The sequence below is a fragment of the Devosia sp. 67-54 genome (genome assembly GCF_001899075.1).
Lineage (GTDB): Bacteria > Pseudomonadota > Alphaproteobacteria > Rhizobiales > Devosiaceae > Devosia_A.
In genome coordinates this window covers 232,748-248,575 of record NZ_MKVA01000003.1, presented here as the reverse complement: position 1 = coordinate 248,575, position 15,828 = coordinate 232,748, and the positions used below count along the sequence as shown (strand labels likewise).

At 68.3% G+C, this 15,828-nt stretch carries 20 protein-coding genes; 7 read left to right on the top strand and 13 right to left on the bottom strand.

Annotation, left to right across the window (positions count from 1 at the left end):
• The first annotated feature begins 129 nt into the window (after positions 1 to 129).
• Entirely contained in the window at positions 130 to 645 is a 516-nt protein-coding gene (mog, locus tag BGO82_RS03865) for a molybdopterin adenylyltransferase (protein ID WP_291304439.1), read from the top strand.
• A 33-nt stretch (positions 646 to 678) separates the two neighbouring features.
• Here mog and BGO82_RS03860 read toward each other — a convergent pair whose 3' ends face one another.
• On the bottom strand, positions 679 to 1,101 hold the full coding sequence (locus tag BGO82_RS03860) for an Rrf2 family transcriptional regulator (protein WP_291304230.1): 423 nt from the start codon (positions 1,099 to 1,101) through the stop codon (positions 679 to 681).
• Positions 1,102 to 1,292: 191 nt separating this feature from the next.
• Between BGO82_RS03860 and BGO82_RS03855 the strand changes: the two genes are divergently transcribed.
• The 6 genes from BGO82_RS03855 (at position 1,293) to BGO82_RS03830 (ending at position 5,165) form a co-directional block, all read left to right on the top strand.
• Positions 1,293 to 1,553, top strand: coding sequence for a DUF2249 domain-containing protein (locus BGO82_RS03855; RefSeq protein ID WP_291304229.1), 261 nt, complete (start codon positions 1,293 to 1,295; stop codon positions 1,551 to 1,553).
• A gap of 75 nt (positions 1,554 to 1,628) precedes the next feature.
• Positions 1,629 to 2,954, top strand: a complete 1,326-nt coding sequence (locus BGO82_RS03850) for a hypothetical protein (RefSeq protein ID WP_291304228.1) — start codon at positions 1,629 to 1,631, stop codon at positions 2,952 to 2,954.
• 9 nt (positions 2,955 to 2,963) lie between these two features.
• Positions 2,964 to 3,479: a DUF2249 domain-containing protein gene (locus BGO82_RS03845; RefSeq protein WP_291304227.1), complete on the top strand. Its 516-nt coding sequence runs from the start codon at positions 2,964 to 2,966 to the stop codon at positions 3,477 to 3,479.
• Complete coding sequence (locus BGO82_RS03840) at positions 3,476 to 3,793, top strand: metal-sulfur cluster assembly factor (RefSeq protein WP_291304226.1); 318 nt, start codon at positions 3,476 to 3,478, stop codon at positions 3,791 to 3,793. The genes BGO82_RS03845 and BGO82_RS03840 overlap by 4 nt, the downstream gene beginning before the upstream one ends.
• Entirely contained in the window at positions 3,790 to 4,029 is a 240-nt protein-coding gene (locus tag BGO82_RS03835; protein WP_291304225.1) for a hypothetical protein, read from the top strand. Before BGO82_RS03840 ends, BGO82_RS03835 begins: the two co-directional genes overlap by 4 nt.
• Positions 4,011 to 5,165, top strand: coding sequence for a hypothetical protein (locus tag BGO82_RS03830; RefSeq protein ID WP_291304224.1), 1,155 nt, complete (start codon positions 4,011 to 4,013; stop codon positions 5,163 to 5,165). Before BGO82_RS03835 ends, BGO82_RS03830 begins: the two co-directional genes overlap by 19 nt.
• Positions 5,166 to 5,167: 2 nt before the next feature.
• Here the strand turns inward: BGO82_RS03830 and BGO82_RS03825 are convergent, their stop codons facing one another.
• The 12 genes from BGO82_RS03825 to ccoN form a co-directional block, all read right to left on the bottom strand.
• A complete protein-coding gene (locus BGO82_RS03825) occupies positions 5,168 to 5,818 on the bottom strand; it encodes a helix-turn-helix domain-containing protein (RefSeq protein WP_291304223.1) in 651 nt (216 codons plus the stop codon).
• Positions 5,819 to 5,895: 77 nt separating this feature from the next.
• Positions 5,896 to 6,234 (bottom strand): hypothetical protein, encoded by a 339-nt coding sequence (locus BGO82_RS03820; protein WP_291304222.1) that lies wholly within the window; start codon positions 6,232 to 6,234, stop codon positions 5,896 to 5,898.
• A 47-nt stretch (positions 6,235 to 6,281) separates the two neighbouring features.
• Entirely contained in the window at positions 6,282 to 6,926 is a 645-nt protein-coding gene (fixJ, locus tag BGO82_RS03815; RefSeq protein WP_291304221.1) for a response regulator FixJ, read from the bottom strand.
• On the bottom strand, positions 6,919 to 8,388 hold the full coding sequence (locus tag BGO82_RS03810) for a PAS domain-containing sensor histidine kinase (RefSeq protein WP_291304220.1): 1,470 nt from the start codon (positions 8,386 to 8,388) through the stop codon (positions 6,919 to 6,921). The genes fixJ and BGO82_RS03810 overlap by 8 nt, the downstream gene beginning before the upstream one ends.
• Positions 8,389 to 8,568: 180 nt before the next feature.
• On the bottom strand, positions 8,569 to 8,781 hold the full coding sequence (gene ccoS, locus BGO82_RS03805; RefSeq protein WP_291304219.1) for a cbb3-type cytochrome oxidase assembly protein CcoS: 213 nt from the start codon (positions 8,779 to 8,781) through the stop codon (positions 8,569 to 8,571).
• A complete protein-coding gene (locus tag BGO82_RS03800) occupies positions 8,778 to 11,018 on the bottom strand; it encodes a heavy metal translocating P-type ATPase (RefSeq protein WP_291304218.1) in 2,241 nt (746 codons plus the stop codon). The genes ccoS and BGO82_RS03800 overlap by 4 nt, the downstream gene beginning before the upstream one ends.
• Positions 11,015 to 11,875 carry a DUF2189 domain-containing protein gene (locus BGO82_RS03795; RefSeq protein ID WP_291304217.1) on the bottom strand — a complete coding sequence of 287 codons (861 nt, stop codon included), beginning with the start codon at positions 11,873 to 11,875 and terminating at the stop codon, positions 11,015 to 11,017. The genes BGO82_RS03800 and BGO82_RS03795 overlap by 4 nt, the downstream gene beginning before the upstream one ends.
• A gap of 16 nt (positions 11,876 to 11,891) precedes the next feature.
• Complete coding sequence (locus BGO82_RS03790; protein WP_291304216.1) at positions 11,892 to 12,074, bottom strand: hypothetical protein; 183 nt, start codon at positions 12,072 to 12,074, stop codon at positions 11,892 to 11,894.
• Entirely contained in the window at positions 12,071 to 12,943 is an 873-nt protein-coding gene (gene ccoP, locus BGO82_RS03785) for a cytochrome-c oxidase, cbb3-type subunit III (protein WP_291304215.1), read from the bottom strand. Before ccoP ends, BGO82_RS03790 begins: the two co-directional genes overlap by 4 nt.
• Positions 12,934 to 13,104 carry a cbb3-type cytochrome c oxidase subunit 3 gene (locus tag BGO82_RS03780; RefSeq protein ID WP_291304438.1) on the bottom strand — a complete coding sequence of 57 codons (171 nt, stop codon included), beginning with the start codon at positions 13,102 to 13,104 and terminating at the stop codon, positions 12,934 to 12,936. Before BGO82_RS03780 ends, ccoP begins: the two co-directional genes overlap by 10 nt.
• The gene (ccoO, locus tag BGO82_RS03775) at positions 13,104 to 13,841 is read right to left on the bottom strand and encodes a cytochrome-c oxidase, cbb3-type subunit II (protein ID WP_291304214.1); all 738 of its coding nucleotides are present in this window, start codon (positions 13,839 to 13,841) and stop codon (positions 13,104 to 13,106) included. The genes BGO82_RS03780 and ccoO overlap by 1 nt, the downstream gene beginning before the upstream one ends.
• A gap of 4 nt (positions 13,842 to 13,845) precedes the next feature.
• Entirely contained in the window at positions 13,846 to 15,498 is a 1,653-nt protein-coding gene (gene ccoN, locus BGO82_RS03770; protein ID WP_291304213.1) for a cytochrome-c oxidase, cbb3-type subunit I, read from the bottom strand.
• Between the last annotated feature and the right edge of the window lie 330 nt (positions 15,499 to 15,828).

Genomic DNA, 15,828 nt, shown 5'->3' with positions numbered 1-15,828 from the left:
CGATCCCGTCTACACGCCGGAACCCTCCCGGTCTTTGCGCTAGCTCAAAGACAATGCCGCGGCTCTTGCCGTCCTGCTACCCGCTCGCGAGATTTCGCACATCTTGTAGCTACACTTGCAATGGACGGCATGATTATCGGCATATTGACGGTTTCCGACCGCGCCAGCCGCGGAGACTATGAAGACCTCGGCGGCCCCGCGATCATCTCCTATCTGGACGCAGCTCTATCGAGCTCATGGACGGCGCTCAGACGTATCGTTCCCGACGGTGTCGACTCCGTCGCAACGGCCATGGTCGAACTCTGCGAGGCCGGGGCGGCATTGATCCTCAGCACTGGCGGCACCGGCCCCTCTCCCCGCGACCAGACACCGGAAGCAATGGCGCGGGTGATCGACAAGGAGTTGCCGGGATTCGGCGAGTTGATGCGAAGGGTCAGCCTCTACGAAGTGCCCACGGCGATCCTCTCGCGCCAGAGTGCGGGCGTTCGCGGCAAGACATTGATCGTAAGCCTGCCCGGCAAGCCAGCGTCGATCACGACCTGCCTCGACGCCGTGTTTCCGGCCATTCCGTATTGTCTCGAATTGATCGGGGCCGGACATATGGAGACCAACGCCAGAGTCGTCTCGGCATTCCGTCCCACCTAGCGATGGCGGGCGGCGACAATTTGCGACCGGTCTCTAAGCCGGTTCAAGGCCAAAATCGGCAGGGCTGAGAACGAGGTCGGCGAGCGTGTAGCGATCCAGAGTGGAGACGAAGGCGGCAAGGGCTTCCCCTAGCACGCCGCGCAAGCGGCAGTTTGGCGTGATGCGGCACCTGCCGCCGGCGAAACATTCCACCAGATCGAAATCCGGCTCGGTGGCGCGCACCACGTCACCCAGACCAATCTTGTCCGGCGGCTTGCCTAACCGCAGGCCTCCGGTCCGCCCGCGCACCGCCGTGAGATAACCCGACCGGGTCAGCAGATTGGCGACCTTCATCAGATGCGTGCGGGAAATGCCGTAGCGGTCGGCCGTCTCTTCGATGGTGACAAGTGCACCGTCGCGAACCGCCGCATACATGAGCACCCGCAGGGCGTAATCGCTGAAATTGGTCAGTCGCATCGGCGTGCTCTCCCGGAATGGCGTTCAAGCAAAATGCATGGCTGCACCGCTGCGGCAACATGCGCGATAAAACATATATTGACAATATATCTTTTAAGGACGAAGCATCACGAACGCCGGATCGGCGCCCCGGAGCGGATCGTGCCGCGCTTCCTCCGATGCTTCACGACAGCGGCTCAAGGAGACTTTTGATGCCCAATCCTGCGGCCGCACAAACGCCAGACACCATCGACGTGCGTTCTCTGGTGCCGATGCAGCGCCACCAAAAGATCTTCGAGCTCGTCGACCGGCTGGCACCCGGAACGGGGTTCGTGCTGGTCAATGACCACGACCCCAAGCCGCTCTACTACCAGCTCGAAGCTGAGCATCCCGGGCAGTTCTCCTGGACCTACCTCGAAAGCGGCCCAGAGGTCTGGCGGGTGGAAATCGCCAGATTGCTCAAGGTGGCGTAACCGGCCACGGCGACCGCTTCGCAGGCCGGGCCGGGAGGCCTCTCGATGGCTGGTGTCTCACTGTCGCGCTGGACCATGTCGTACTTTGCCGCGGCGCTCGTCGCGCTGCTGGCGGCGGAGACGATGATGGTCCTCGGCTTCGGCTTTCCCAGCGCTCCGGTCGAAGCGCCGGCCACGTTGGTGCTGGTACACGTGGTGGCGCTGGGCTGGCTGAGCCTGCTGCTTTGTGGAGCTCTGTTCCAGTTCGTTCCGGTGCTGGTCGCCAGACCTCTGCACGACAATCACCTACCCTTTGCTACTCTCTGCTGTCTGCTGGCCGGTCTCGTGCTGCTGCTTTGCGGCTTCCTGCAACTCGACGGTACGCTCGAGGGCGATTGGCCGCTGCTTCCGGCGGCCGGCTCGCTGCTGGCACTTGGCTTCGTTCTGGTGCTCTACAATCTGGGCCGCACCCTGTGGGCAGGCCGGCCACTGCCCTTGCCCGCCCGCTTCTTCGTCGCCGGGCTCTGTGGCGTCGCGGCTGCCGCCAGCCTCGGCCTGATCTTCGCCTTTGTTCTCACCGGCCTTGCAACGGCGCCGCCGCTCGCCGACCTTGCGGCAAGCGGCCTGCCCTTGCACATCGTGGCCGGCGTCGGCGGTTGGCTTACCTTGTCCGCGATGGGTGTCAGCTATCGCCTGCTCGCAATGTTCATTCTGGCCCCCGAAGACAGGCGGTGGACCTCGATCGCTGCGCTGTGGGGCGGCATCGGCGTGCTGCTGCTCGCCGTCGGCGGAGGTGCAGGCGCAGTCCTGCTGAACGCCGACCCTACCCCCGTGTTCGTCGCCGCGGCGTTGCTGGCCGTGCCCGTGCTGGCCGCCTACGGTCACGACGTGATTCGACTCTATGCCAAGCGCAAGCGGCGCAAGCTCGAAACCAACAGTTTGATGGCGGCGCCGGCGCTGATCTCACTTGCCCTCGCTGCGGCGCTGCTGCTGGCGCTGCTGGCGCTGGGGCAAATGCCGCGGTTTGCCGGAGCGGTGCTCTACCTGCTCGCCTTCGGCTGGCTGTCAGGCCTTGGCCTGTCGCAGCTCTACAAGATCGTCGCCTTCGTCACCTGGCTCGAATGCTACGGTCCGCTGCTGGGTCGTGCTCCCACGCCGCGGGTGCAGGACCTCGTCGTCGAAAGCCGCGCCCGCAAATGGTTCTATCTCTACTTCGGCGCCGTCTGGTTCGGGACAGTAGCTCTCCTGGCGGAGCAGGCGCTCGTGTTCCGTGGTCTCGCCTTGCTGTTGTTGCTGGCGACCGCCGGACTTGTCGTCGAGTTCGTGCGCACGCGCCGGCTGGCCGATGTCGCCATAGGCCCGCAAGGGCAAGACGTTCCACACCGGCCACGGTTGCTCTGTGCCCTAGTTGCTCAACCCTGAGGTGACTGAATGATCTCGCGTTACGTTGACCTGGACGTTCGGCCGATATTGCGGGCCGGGGGCGAGCCCTTCGCGGCGATCATGGAAGCGATCGGCAGGCTGGCGCCGGACGAAGGGCTGCGTCTGTTCGCGAACTTCAAGCCGACGCCGCTGTTTGCCGTGCTCGGGGCGAGAGGCTTCGGAAACGAAGCCATCGAGATGGGCGGCGGCGACTGGCAGGTGCTGTTCTATCCGACGGGCGAGGCGGATGCCTATGCTCCGGTGGACAGTAACTCGGACTGGCCGGCACCGGTGCGCAATGTCGATGGTCGCGACCTCGATCCACCCGAACCGATGGTGAATATCCTTGCGGCAATTGAAGCGATGCCGACCGGCGAGGTGCTCGCGGCGCTGCTCGGCCGCGAACCGGTGTTCCTGTTCCCCGAACTCGCCAAGCGCGGGCACGCCTGGCGCGGTGGATTCGATGCGGACGGCACCACCTATCGCCTGCTGATCCGCATCGGCGGCAAGGATGCAAAGCCATGAGCGCCGAGAGCGACGCATTGATCGAACGGGTGACGGAAGCGCTGCGCGTCGTCATCGATCCGGAACTCGGCTACAACATCGTCGATCTCGGCCTCGTCTACAGCATCACGGCAGCCGAAGGCGGCGTGGTCGACATCGTCATGACCACGACGACACGCGGGTGTCCGGCCACCGGTTTCCTCAAGGACGGCGCGCGCGACGGGGCGTGGGCCGTGCCGGGCGTGGAGTTCGTCGACGTCACGCTGACCTACGAGCCGCACTGGGTTCCCGAGATGATGACCGACGCGGCCAAGCAGCATTTGGGGTTCGCATGAGTGCTGACGCTCCTTCCCAGGCGAACGCGCTGATCGACCTGTTGCTCGAGAGCCTGCGGCAACTGGCGGCGGCCGGCGAGACCGAGGCCGCCTGTCGGCTGGCCGGCGGGGCCTGTGCCATCCTGCGCCCTGACAATATCCATGGCTGGCGGCGCTTCGACGCGCTGCTGCATCGCCTGACCCGGCCCGACCGGGGCGCCTGCTCCCTGATCGGCCGATGCCGCTCGCCGAATTGATCATGCCCGACGCTCCGCCGCACTACGGCGCGTCCCGGCCGTTCGAAGCGCCGGTCGTTGCCAATGTCGTCCTCACAGGGCCAGGCGCGCGCAACGAGAAGCGGCATATCGAAGTGGATCTGCGCGGCAGCGGGCTGAGCTATTCCGCTGGCGATGCGCTCGCCATCGTGCCTCGCAACGATCCGCGGCTGGTCGAGACCGTGCTCACGGTGCTCGGCATCGATGGGCACGCGGAGGTGCGAGTCGGGGGTGGGCGCATGCGGTTCGCGCAGGCTCTGGCTACGCAGTTCGAAATCGCCGTCGCGACGCCGCGGTTTCTCAATCTGTGGGCGAAATTGAGCGGAAGCACCGAATTGCGGGCGCTTGCCGCACCCGAAAAAACCGAGGCGCGGCGGGGGTTTCTGCGCGCTTACCACATCCAGGACATCGTGCGGGGGTGGCCGGTGGAAGGCCTTGCGGCGGAGGCGGTGGTGGCTGGGTTGCGGCCGCTGCAGCCGCGGCTCTGTTCGATCGCGTCGAGCCCGGCGGTGGACCCGGCGAGAGCGGCTATCACATTGGCAACGCTGGATTATTCGCTGCGGGGGGAGCAGCGGCTGGGGGTGGTGACGGGGTATATGGCACCGCAGGCGCGGCCGGGGACGACGCTGCCGGTCTTCGTGCAGCCGGAACCGCGATTTCGGCTGCGTTTACAAGGGGATATCGTGATGATCGGAGCCGGAACGGGGGTCGCGCCGTTCCGCGCGTTCGTGGCGGAACGGCGGGCGCGGACCAGCGCCGGACGGGCGTGGCTGGTGTTTGGGGCCCGTTCCCGCCGCGACGATTTTATCTATGCGGATCAATGGGATGCGGCGATCGAGGACGGAACGCTCACGCGGCTCGACCTGGCATTCTCGCAGGATATCGCTGGTAAGGTGTACGTGCAGCACCGGCTGCTCGAGCACGCCGCCGAACTCTATGCATGGATCGAGAACGGCGCGTCGATCTATGTCTGCGGCGACGCCGCCGGCATGGCGCCGGCGGTGCACGCGGCGCTGCTCGAGATCATCGCGCATGAGGGGCGGACATCGCCGGAGGAGGCGGCAGCCTGTCTTCGCCACCTCGCGCGCGATGGCCGCTACTGCCGGTCGATCTACTGAGCTCAGTCGCTCAGCGTACGCAACGCGCCGGGATCGAGGATCTCGATGCGGTCGAGCGCCGTGACGCGGATGATCCCCCGGTCCTTGAGCACGCGCAGCACGCGCGACACCGTCTCGAAGGTGATGCCGAGATAGTCGGCGATGTCGCTGCGCTGCATGGGCAGGACGACCGTGTCGCCGGTGTCCTGGCGGTCGAGCAGGTCGCACAGGAAGCTCGCCATCTTCTCGTTGGCGCTCAGCCGGCCAAGCAGCACCAGATGCGACTGCATGCGGGCGAAGTGGCGCAGCGCGAAGCCGAGCAGCTTCTGGGCGAAGCCGGCACTGTTCGCCGGACGCAGCATGCGGATGCCGGCGCCGTCGACGCTCTCGGCGCAGCATTCGTGCTCCTCGCCGGGCTCGAGGCCGAAGACGTCCCCGGCGTAGCAGAAACTGGTGATCTGGCGGCGCCCGTCGGCGGTCATCTGGCAGATGCGGACGGTGCCGAACTCGACGAGATAGAGCGGGCCGGTGTCGTCGCCCTGGGCGTAGATCATGGCATCGGCCGGATAGTAGCTCACCGTCCCCGGCTGGCTCTGTGCGAGCAGATCGCGCACATCCGGATCCTGGAAGTGGCTGGGAGTGGCAGGGATCGGGATGGCGGTTTGGGCAAACATGACGGCGTCTCCAGGTAATGGGGAGATACTGCCGGGCCGGGCCGTGCGCCGAAATTCCGGTCGTGCGACTAGGGGGTTTACTTAGTGGCGCTGCGCGCCGCCACAGCCTCGTAGACCGCATCGGTGAGCGAGAGGCCGAGCAGCGGCTTCAGCAGGGTGCGGAACGTCCACGGCGCCAGCGGATGCGAGGCCTGGTTGGCGAGCAGGATCACCGGCGCATGGCGGCCGCAGAACGCGGCGGCCGCCGCCCCGTCGGCGCCGACCGCATGATGGTCGAGCACGGTGCAATCGAAATTGGGCTCGTGCGGCGCGGCAATGCTCGCGCGCGAGGTGACGTCGTGGCCCTCCGCCGCCAGCGCAAATTCGAGTGACCGGCGAAGCTCGGTATCCAGCGCAATGAGGAGAATGCGGGCCATGATGCGGCGAAACTAGCCCCCGCCCCGGACCCGCGCTTTGCGTCAGATCAAGAGGGGTCGGGGCCCGAGCCGCCGAACTGGTCGAGATCGATGTCGATGACGGTGCGCACCAACTCGGCCAGGTTCTTGGCCTGCATCTTGCCCATCAGGCCGGCGCGATAGACCTCGACGGTGCGCGGGCTGAGGCCGAGCTCGTAGGCGATCGCCTTGTTGGCCTGCCCCTGCACCACCCGCTTCAGCACCTGCAATTCGCGATCGCTGAGGCTGGCGAGGCGCTCATGCGTGCGCGCGGCCGCCGCCGCCGCGTCGCCGCGCGAGGCAGCGACCGCCACCGCGCGGTTGATCGAGTCGATCAGCACCTCGTCGCTGAACGGCTTTTCGATGAAATCCATGGCGCCGGTCTTCATCGCCTCGACCGCCATCTGCACGTCGCCATGGCCGGTGACGACGATCGCCGGCAGCATGGTGCCGGCGGCCTTGAGACGCCGCAGCAGCTCGACGCCGTCGATATCGGGCATGCGCAGGTCGGTGACGAGGCACCCGTTGCGCACCGAGGGCGCAACGTCGAGGAAGGCCGCCGCCGAGCTGTGGGTGCGCACCGCAAAGCCGGCCGATCCGAGCAGGAAGGCCAGGGAATTGCGCACCGGCTCCTCGTCGTCGACGATATGGACAACGACATCCGCGCTACTCATCGCTCGGGGCCTCCTGGACGATCGGCAGCGCGAAGCTGAAGGTCGAGCCGCCGGCCTCGTTGCGGCGGTAGGTCAGGTCGCTGCCGTGGGACTGAATGATGCGGCGGGAGATCGACAGGCCGATGCCCATGCCGCCGGCCTTGGTGGTGACGAAGGGCTGGAATAGCCGGTCGGCAATCTCGTCGGCGATGCCGGGGCCGGTGTCGCTGACGTCGACATGCATTGCCTGGTTTCCTTCCACATAGGTGCGGACCACGAGCTCGCGGCGCGGGCTTTCCCGCATGGCCTCGATGGCGTTGCGCATGAGGTTGGTGAGCACTTGCTGGATCTGCACGCGATCGGCAAGCACCATGGCGTCGTCCGGCGCAAACGCAAATTCGGTGCGGATGCCATACTCGCGCGAGCCGACGAGGGCGAGCGCCCCGGCCTCCTCGATCAGTTTCTTGACGTCTTCGGGGCGCTTCTCGGTCTCGCCGCGGGTGGTGAACTCCCGCAAATGCCGGATGATGTCGCCGGCCCGCAACGCCTGCTTGGCGGTCTCCTGCAAGGCGCCGCGCATCAGCTCGGCCGGGGCGCCCGGGATCTGCGCCAGCAGCCGGGTGCAGCCCTGCACGTAATTGGCGATCGCCGCCAGCGGCTGGTTGAGCTCGTGCGCCAGGGTCGAGGCCATTTCGCCCAGCTCGTTGAGGCGGGCAAGCCGGACCAGCTCGCTCTGCGCCTCCTGCAGCCGGGCCTCGCTCTCCTGGTGCTCGGTGAGATCGCGGATGAAGCCGGTGAAATAGACGTCGTCACCGGTGCGCGACTCGCCCACCGCGAGCGTCATGGGAAAGGTGGAGCCGTCCTTGCGGCGGCCGACGACGACGCGATCGATGCCGATGATGCGCTTTTCGCCGGTCTGCAGATAACGGTGCAGATAGCCGTCATGCTGTTCGCTGTAGGGCGAGGGCATCAGCATCCTGACATTCTGCCCGAGCGCCTCCTCCGGCTGGTAGCCGAACTGCCGCACGGCCGCCCGGTTGAAGGAGGTCATCGTCCCCTTGGCGTCGATGACGATCGAGGCGTCGGGGACGGTGTCGAGCACCGATTGCAGATGCGCCTCGCGCCGCTGCAGCGCGACCTTGACCGCCGCCCATTCGGCACGCGTGCGGTGCAGCATGCCGCCGAGCCAGGCGATGGTGGCGCCGACGATGAGGAACAGCGTGATGTTGAGAATGGAGGAGTCGATGGGATCGGCACGGTTGGAGACGAAATAGAACACCGCCGGGGTCGCGACGAGCGTGGCGAACAGGCCGGGAAACAGGCCGCCCCACATGGCGGCGGCGAGAATCGCCGGGGCGAACAGCAGCCCGACCGCCGAGCTCGGCAGCAGATTGTGAATGGCGAGCCGGACGGCGGTCGAAATGCCGACGAACGCCACTGCGGCGACGTACGGCGCCCATCGCTGGCGAAGCAACGAGATCATTGCTGGACACTGCTGGCTCGTGAAATTCACGGCAGCTTAGGGGCCAGCCGCGGCGCGGGCAAGCCGGCCGCCGGCACGACGATGCCGCCGGTCAGGACCGGGTCGCCAGCCGGGGCCGCGACGATAAATCACGCCGCCGAACGAACCGGAGGGCGCAGCGCGGCAGCGACGCCGCGGCGGTCATGCCGGACCATCGGCATTGCGCCCTCCCCGCGGCGCCGGCCGCGCCGCGTCGCGGCCAGCGCGCACCGGGCGGTCGTCGTCGAACAGGATGCGCTCGGCGGCGCCGTCGAGATCCTGGTACTGGCCGCTGCGCAGCGACCAGAGGAAGGCGACGAGGCCGATGGCCCCGAGCGCGATCGAGACCGGGATCAGATAGATCAGCACGCTCATCGGGCGAACCGCGCGCGCAGCGGCATGAAGCGGCCGATCGGCCGGGGGGCGCCGGCGCGGCCGTCGAGGCGCAGCGCGTTGAGCACGACCAGGATGGACGATGCCGACATGGCGAGCGCGGCGGCGAGCGGCGTGACGAGGCCGGCGATGGCGAAGGGCAGCGCCACCGCATTGTAGAGGATGGCGAGGGCAAAATTCTGCACGATGAGGCGGTGCGCCTGCCGGGCCACCGCGAGGGCGGCAGGCACCGCCTCGAGGCCATCGCGCAGGAAGACGAAATCGGCGGCGCTGCGGCCGGCATCGACGGCGCCCGAGGGCGCCATCGAGACGTGCGCGGCGGCAAGCGCCGGAGTGTCGTTCAAGCCGTCGCCGACCATCAGCACCCTGTGGCCGGCGGCGCGCAGCGCCTCGAGCCGGGCGAGCTTGCCGGCCGGGCGGATGCCGCCCTGAAAGCGTGTCACGCCGAGCTCGCCGGCGAGCCGGGCGACCGCCGCGGCGGCATCGCCCGAGAGGATCTCGACCGCGAGGCCGCGCGCGCCGAGGGCGGCGATGGCGTCGCGGGCGCCGTCGCGCAGATGCTCGCGGAAGCTGAAGCAGGCGACGAGTTCGCCATTGCGCGACAGCACCGTCGCCGGCCGGGCGGCGGGCGCCGATTGCTGCGGCCGGGCGAGCGCCCAGTCGGGGCGGCCGAGCCGCAGTCGATCGGCCCCGGCGCGCGCCTCGAGGCCGTGGCCGGGCACTTCGTGCACGTCGTCGAGGCGAACGCCCGGGGGCGTGGCACCGGCCTGGGCCGCGACGAGCGCCTGCGCATAGGGGTGGCGGGAGTGGGCCGCAAGCAGCGCGGCGAGCGCCAGCGCCTCGGCGTCGGCCGGGCCGGCGAGCTCGGGGCGGCCGGTGGTCAGCGTGCCGGTCTTGTCGAACACCACGGTGTCGATCCCGGCGAGCCGTTCGAGCCCGGCCCCGTCCCTGACCATGATGCCGCGCTCGAACAGGCGGCGCGCCGCGATCACCTGCACGATCGGCACCGCGAGGCCGAGGGCGCAGGGACAGGTGATGATCAGCACCGCCACGGCGATGGTCGCGGCGCGATGCAGATCGCCGGTGGCCAGCGCCCAGGCGAGGAAGGACAGCAGCGCGGCGCCGTGCACCACCGGGGCGTAGAGGCTCGCGGCGCGGTCGGCGAGGCGGCGATAGCCGGAGCGGCCGGCTTCGGCTGCCGCCATCAGCCGCATCATCTCGGCGAGAAAGGAGTCATGGGCGGCGGCGATGGCCTCGAGCCGGAGCGGCGCGGTGAGGTTGAGCGTGCCGGCCTCGATGCTGGCACCGGGCGAGACGGCCAGCGGCAGGCTCTCGCCGGTCACCAGCGAGCGGTCGAGCTCGGAGACGCCGGCGAGCACGCGCGCATCGACCGGCACGCGCTCGCCGGCCGCGAGCAGCAGCACCATGCCGGGCACGATCTGGTCGACCGCGAGGAAGCGGCGCGCGCCGTCGCGGTCCTCGACGGTGGCGCCGCGCGGCGCCAGCCGGGCGAGGTCGCCGATGGCGGCGCGGGCGCGGGCGCGCATGGCGTCGTCGAGGGTGCGGCCGACGAGCAGGAAGAACAGCAGCATCACGGCGGCGTCGAAATAGGCGTGCGGTCCGCCGGTCAGGGTGTCGTAGGCGCTCATGCCGAAGGCCAGGGCGACGCCGATGGTGATCGGCACGTCCATGTTGGTGTGGCCGTGGCGCAGCGCGGCGAAGGCCGAGCGGTAGAAGATGCGACCGGAATAGAGCAGCACCGGCAGCGCGATCAGCGCCGAGAGCAGGTGGAAGAGCTGGCGCAGCTCGGGGCCGGCGCCGGCCCAGACCGAGACCGAGAAGGCCATGATGTTCATGGCGGCGAAGCCGGCGACGGCCAGAGCGCGCACCAGCTCGCCGAAGCTGCCGTCGGGGGCGGCGGCGTCGGCCTCGCTCAGATGCGGCGGGTGGCCGATGGCGGCGAGCGCCGGGCCGATTGGCGGCGGCGCGGCGCCGTCGGGCCAGCGCACGACGACGCTCTTGGTGGTGAGGTTGGCGCGGGCTTCGGCCACGCCGTCGAGCTGGCCGAGGGTGCGCTCGATGGTGGCGAGGCAGCCGCCGCAATGGATGCTCGGCACCGACAGCCGCACCTCGCGCAGCGCATCGGCGGCCGGGCGCGAAGCCAGCAGCAATTCCTCGCGCGAGGGGATGATGCGGGGGCCGTCGGCGGCGGCGCTCATGCAGGCGCTCCGGCGGGGGTGGCGGAGGTCGCCGGGGCCGATGTTCCGGCCGGACCGCGCATCGCCACATAAGCGTGCCAGGTGGCGTGGCCGAGCAGCGGGAAGACGACGACGAGGCCGACGAGCGCGGTGGCGACGCTGAGCGCGAACAGCGCGACGACGATGGCGGCCCAGGTGAGCATCACCGGCAGATTGTGCGAGACGATCGCCATGCTGCGCCCCATGGCGCTGAGCGCGTCGGTGCGCTGGTCGAGCAGCCGGGGGATGGCGAAGACGCTGACGGCGAAGGAGAAGGCGGCGAACAGGCCGCCGACGAGGCTGCCCACGAGCAGCAGCAGCAGGCCGAGCGGCGTGCCGAGCAGCACGGGCAGCACGTGGTCGAAGCTGGGGAACGGCAGCAGGCCGAAGAACAGCGCGAACAGCAGCACGGCGGCGCGGTTCCACAGCAGCATCAGCAGCAGCAGGAGCAGGCCGACGAAGACGATCTGGCCGCCCGAGCGGATGCGCACGAACAGCATGTCGGCGAGGGTCACGGTGTCGCCGGCGGCGAGACGGCGGCTCTTTTCGTAGAGGCCGGTGGCGGCGAGCGGCGCGACCACCAGGAAGCCCGACAGCGAGGGGAAGAGGATGTAGTCGTAGCCGAAATCGACCAGGCCCCAGACGATCAGCAGCGAGACAACGAAGATCAGCCCGCCATAGGCGAGGCTCAGGCCGGGGCGCGTGGCGAAATCGCGCCAGCCGGCGGCGAGCCAGCCGAAGGCGTCGGCGGGGGTGGCGCTGCGGCGCCAGTCGGGGCTGGCCGCCGCGATGGGCGGCAGCACCGGCGGCAGCGTGTCGGATTTGCCCAGTGTGGCCATCACCATTTCCCTTCGTTCAGCAGGACGATTGCGCGGCCTGGTAGCCGCCGGCCGGGCCGGGCGCCTTGAGATGCGGCACGCAATCGGGCTGCGACAGCACCGAGGTCCAGATCAGATGCGTATTGGCGGCGGCGAACAGCGCGACGCCGGCGGCCAGCGCCAGCCCGACGAGCAGCCGTGTGCGCAGCCGCGAGGTCATTGCCCGCTCCGGCCGAGATCGAGGACGTAGAGCGCCAGGATCTTGCGGTCGGTGGCGCTGAGGCGCGCCTCCCAGGTCGGCATGTGTCCCTGCCGGCCGTTGTAGATGCTGGTGTAGATCGACGCTTCGTCGCCGCCGTAGAGCCAGAAGGCATCGGTCAGATCGGGCGCGCCGGTGCCGGGGGCGCCGCGGGCGTCCTCGCCGTGGCAGGCCGCGCAATTGTCGGCGAACACCTGCCGGCCGGTGGCGACGAGATCGGTGGCGCCGGTGCCCGGATGCGACAAATCGTGGACGTAGGTGGCGACGGCGCGTATCGAGTCGCGGTCGATCATGGCGTCGCGGCCCCAGGCGGGCATCTGCGAAAAATGCGTGTCGGGATGGTCGGAATTGATGCCGACGCGGATGGTCTCGAACACCTCGTCGGGCGAGCCGCCCCACAGCCAGCGCGAATCGGTGAGGTTGGGATAGCCGGGCCCGCCGGTGGCGGTGACGCCGTGGCAGGCGGCGCAATTGTCGCCGAACAGAGCGTGGCCGGTCTCGCGCACGTCGCGCATCAGCGCCGGATCGGCCTGGATGGTGGCGAAATCCTCGCCGGCGATCTTCCGCGTCCAGTCGGCGCGGTTGTCGGCGGCGAGCTGCAGCCCGTTGGCGACGTCCTGCTTCACGTCGGCGCCGAGCAGGCCCCTGGTGTAGGTGGTGCCGAGCGGAAAGGCCGGCATCAGCACCCACCAGACCAGCGCGAAGGCCACGGCCAAGGTGAGGAACATCCAGATCGGCCACGGCACGCGGGTGTTGAGCTCCTTGATGCCGTTCCATTCGTGGCCGGTGGTGCCGTGCCCGGTGTGCGGATCGCGCTCGATTACGCCCATGGCCCGCTCTCGTCGTTCATGATGGAGGTCCTGGCGCGCTCGAAGCGCTTCCTGTTGCCGGGCCAGAAGGTGTAGACGACGACCCCCAGCGCCAGCGCGATCAGGTAGAACAGGCCCCACGATTTGGCGAAGCCGAGCATGAGGTTGTGCTCGAGGCCCATCATTGCGCGTCTCCTTGCAGTTGCGGTTCGGCGTGCGCCACGTCGGTGAGCTTGCCCAGCACCTGCAGGTAGGCGACCAGCGCATCCATCTCGGTGACGACACCAGCATTGCCGTCGAAGCTGCGCACCGCCGTGGCATCGCCGTAGCGGGCCTTGACGCCCTGCGCCTCGGTGCTGTCGGGCGCCGACTGGCCATAGGCATCCGTCGTGGCGTTGTGGACCATCTCGTCGCTGTAGGGGACGCCGAGAGCCTTCAGCGCCGCGAGGTTGGACGGCAGATCGTCGGTCCGGAGGCTGGTGCGCTCGAGGAAGGCGTAGCCGGGCATGATCGATTCCGGCACCACGGCGCGCGGATCGGTGAGGTGCGCCACCTGCCACTGGTCGGAATATTTGTCGCCGACGCGGGCGAGATCGGGACCGGTGCGCTTCGAGCCCCACAGCATCGGGTGGTCGTATTGCGACTCGACGGCGAGGGAGTATGGCCCGTAGCGCTCGACCTCGTCGCTCAGCGTGCGGATCATCTGCGAGTGACAGGCATAGCAGCCTTCGCGCATGTAGATGTTGCGGCCGGCAAGCTCGAGCGGGGTATAGACGCGCATGCCCGGCGCGGCCTCCACCGTCTGCTGGATGGTGAAGAGCGGGCCGATCTCGACGAGGCCGCCGATGCTGGCGACGACGATGATGGCGACGGCGAGGCCGATCGAGTAGCGCTCGAGCTGGTAGTGCGAATTGAACATGGCGCTACTCCCCAGCCACCACGGGCGCCGAGGGCATGTCGGGCACCTGGCCGGCCGGCGCGATGCGGGCGGCCGGCGCGGTGCGCGTGGTCATCCAGATGTTGTAGCAGCCGACCGCCGTGCCGATGAGGAAGAGCAGGCCGCCGAAGGCGCGGGCGATGTAGTAGGGATGCATGGCGAGCAGGGAATCCACGAAGGAATAGGCGAGCGTGCCGCTGTCATTGTAGGTGCGCCACATCAGCCCCTGGGTGATGCCGGAGTTCCACATCGCAAAGACGTAGATGACGGTCCCGGCGATGGCGAACCAGAAGTGCACCTCGACCAGCCGCGGCGAATACATGCTCGGCCGCTTCCACAATTGCGGGACGAGGTAGTAGATGGCGCCGAAGATGATCATGGCGTTCCAGCCGAGCGTGCCGGCATGCACGTGGGCGATGGTCCAGTCGGTATAGTGCGACAGCGCGTTGACCGGCTGGATGGCGAGGAACGAGCCCTCGAAGGTCGACAGGCCGTAGAACACCGCCGCCACCATCATGAAGCGCAGCGTGGCGTCGTCGCGCACCTTGTGCCAGGCGCCGTTGAGGGTCAGCAGCGCATTGGCGGCGGCGATCCAGGAGGGCACCAGCAGCATCACCGAGAAGGTCATGCCGAGCGTCTGCACCCATTGCGGTAGCGCCGTGTAATGCAGATGGTGCGAGCCCACCCAGACGTAGAAGAAGGTGATGCCCCAAAAGCCGATGATCGACATGCGATAGGAGTAGATCGGCCGCCCTGCCCGCTTGGGCAGATAGTAATAGAGCATGCCGAGGAAGCCCGCGGTTAGGAAGAAGGCCACGGCGTTGTGGCCGTACCACCATTGCACCATCGCGTCCTGCACGCCGGAGAACAGCGAGTAGCTCTTGGCGCTGCTGAGCGACACCGGCAGCGCCAGATTGTTGACGATGTGCAGCATGGCCACGACCAGGATGAAGGCAAGGAAGTACCAGTTGGCCACGTAGATGTGCGGCTCGCGGCGGCGCGCCAGCGTGCGCAGATAGAGGATGAAATAGGTGACCCAGACGATCACCAGCCAGATGTCGGCATACCATTCCGGCTCGGCATATTCCTTGGACTGCGTGACGCCGATGAGGTAGCCGGACACGGCGAGGACGCAGAAGAGATTGTAGCCGGCGAGCACGAACCACGGCGACAACTGGTCGGGCAGCCGCGCCCGCGAGGTGCGCTGCATGACGTGCATGGACGTTGCGATCAAGGCGTTGCCGCCGAAGCCGAAGATGATGCCGGTGGTGTGGATGGGGCGCAGCCGCCCGAAGCTCGCCCATGGCACATCGGCGAAGGTCAGCCTGGGGAAGGCCAGCAGCCAGGCGACCCAGTCGCCGACCAGCATGCCGATGATGGCCCACACCATGGCGGCGACGATGCCGAACTTGATCGGCTCGTCGTAATAGCTCGCGAGCCGCTCCGGACCCGGCTCCGGCGCATCGAGACGCCGCAGCACGACGATGGCGCCGAGGATGCCGGCAAGCAGCACCACAACGCCCTGCGGCCCCATCAGATCGTTGCGGCCGGCGACTGCCATGAACAGGCCGCACAGCGCCACGAGCACACACAGGCCAAGCGCCATCTGGCGCTCGCCGACCGTCATTGTGGAAACCATGCGCCGTCGCCTCCTGGTTGCATGCCGGGGGCGCATGTGTGCGCAGCGTCGCGATCCGCCCAGATCGCGACTGCCCTCTTTCTGCCCCGTCGTGACACTACACACCGCCCCGCGGTTAAAACATGGTTCTTCATGTCGCAGCCCGCATCGTCGCGCATTGACGGCCGACGCCGGCATCCGCCACAGTGGGATCGACACATCTGTCGCAAGGACCGCGCAGCATGGCTTGGCCGTCGTCGTTCGTTGCATCTGGAGGCGTGGTTTCGCGCCACCCGTTCTGGCGGGGGCGGCGGCGCGCGGCAACGGGCGCGACGACCGCAAAGTCGTGGC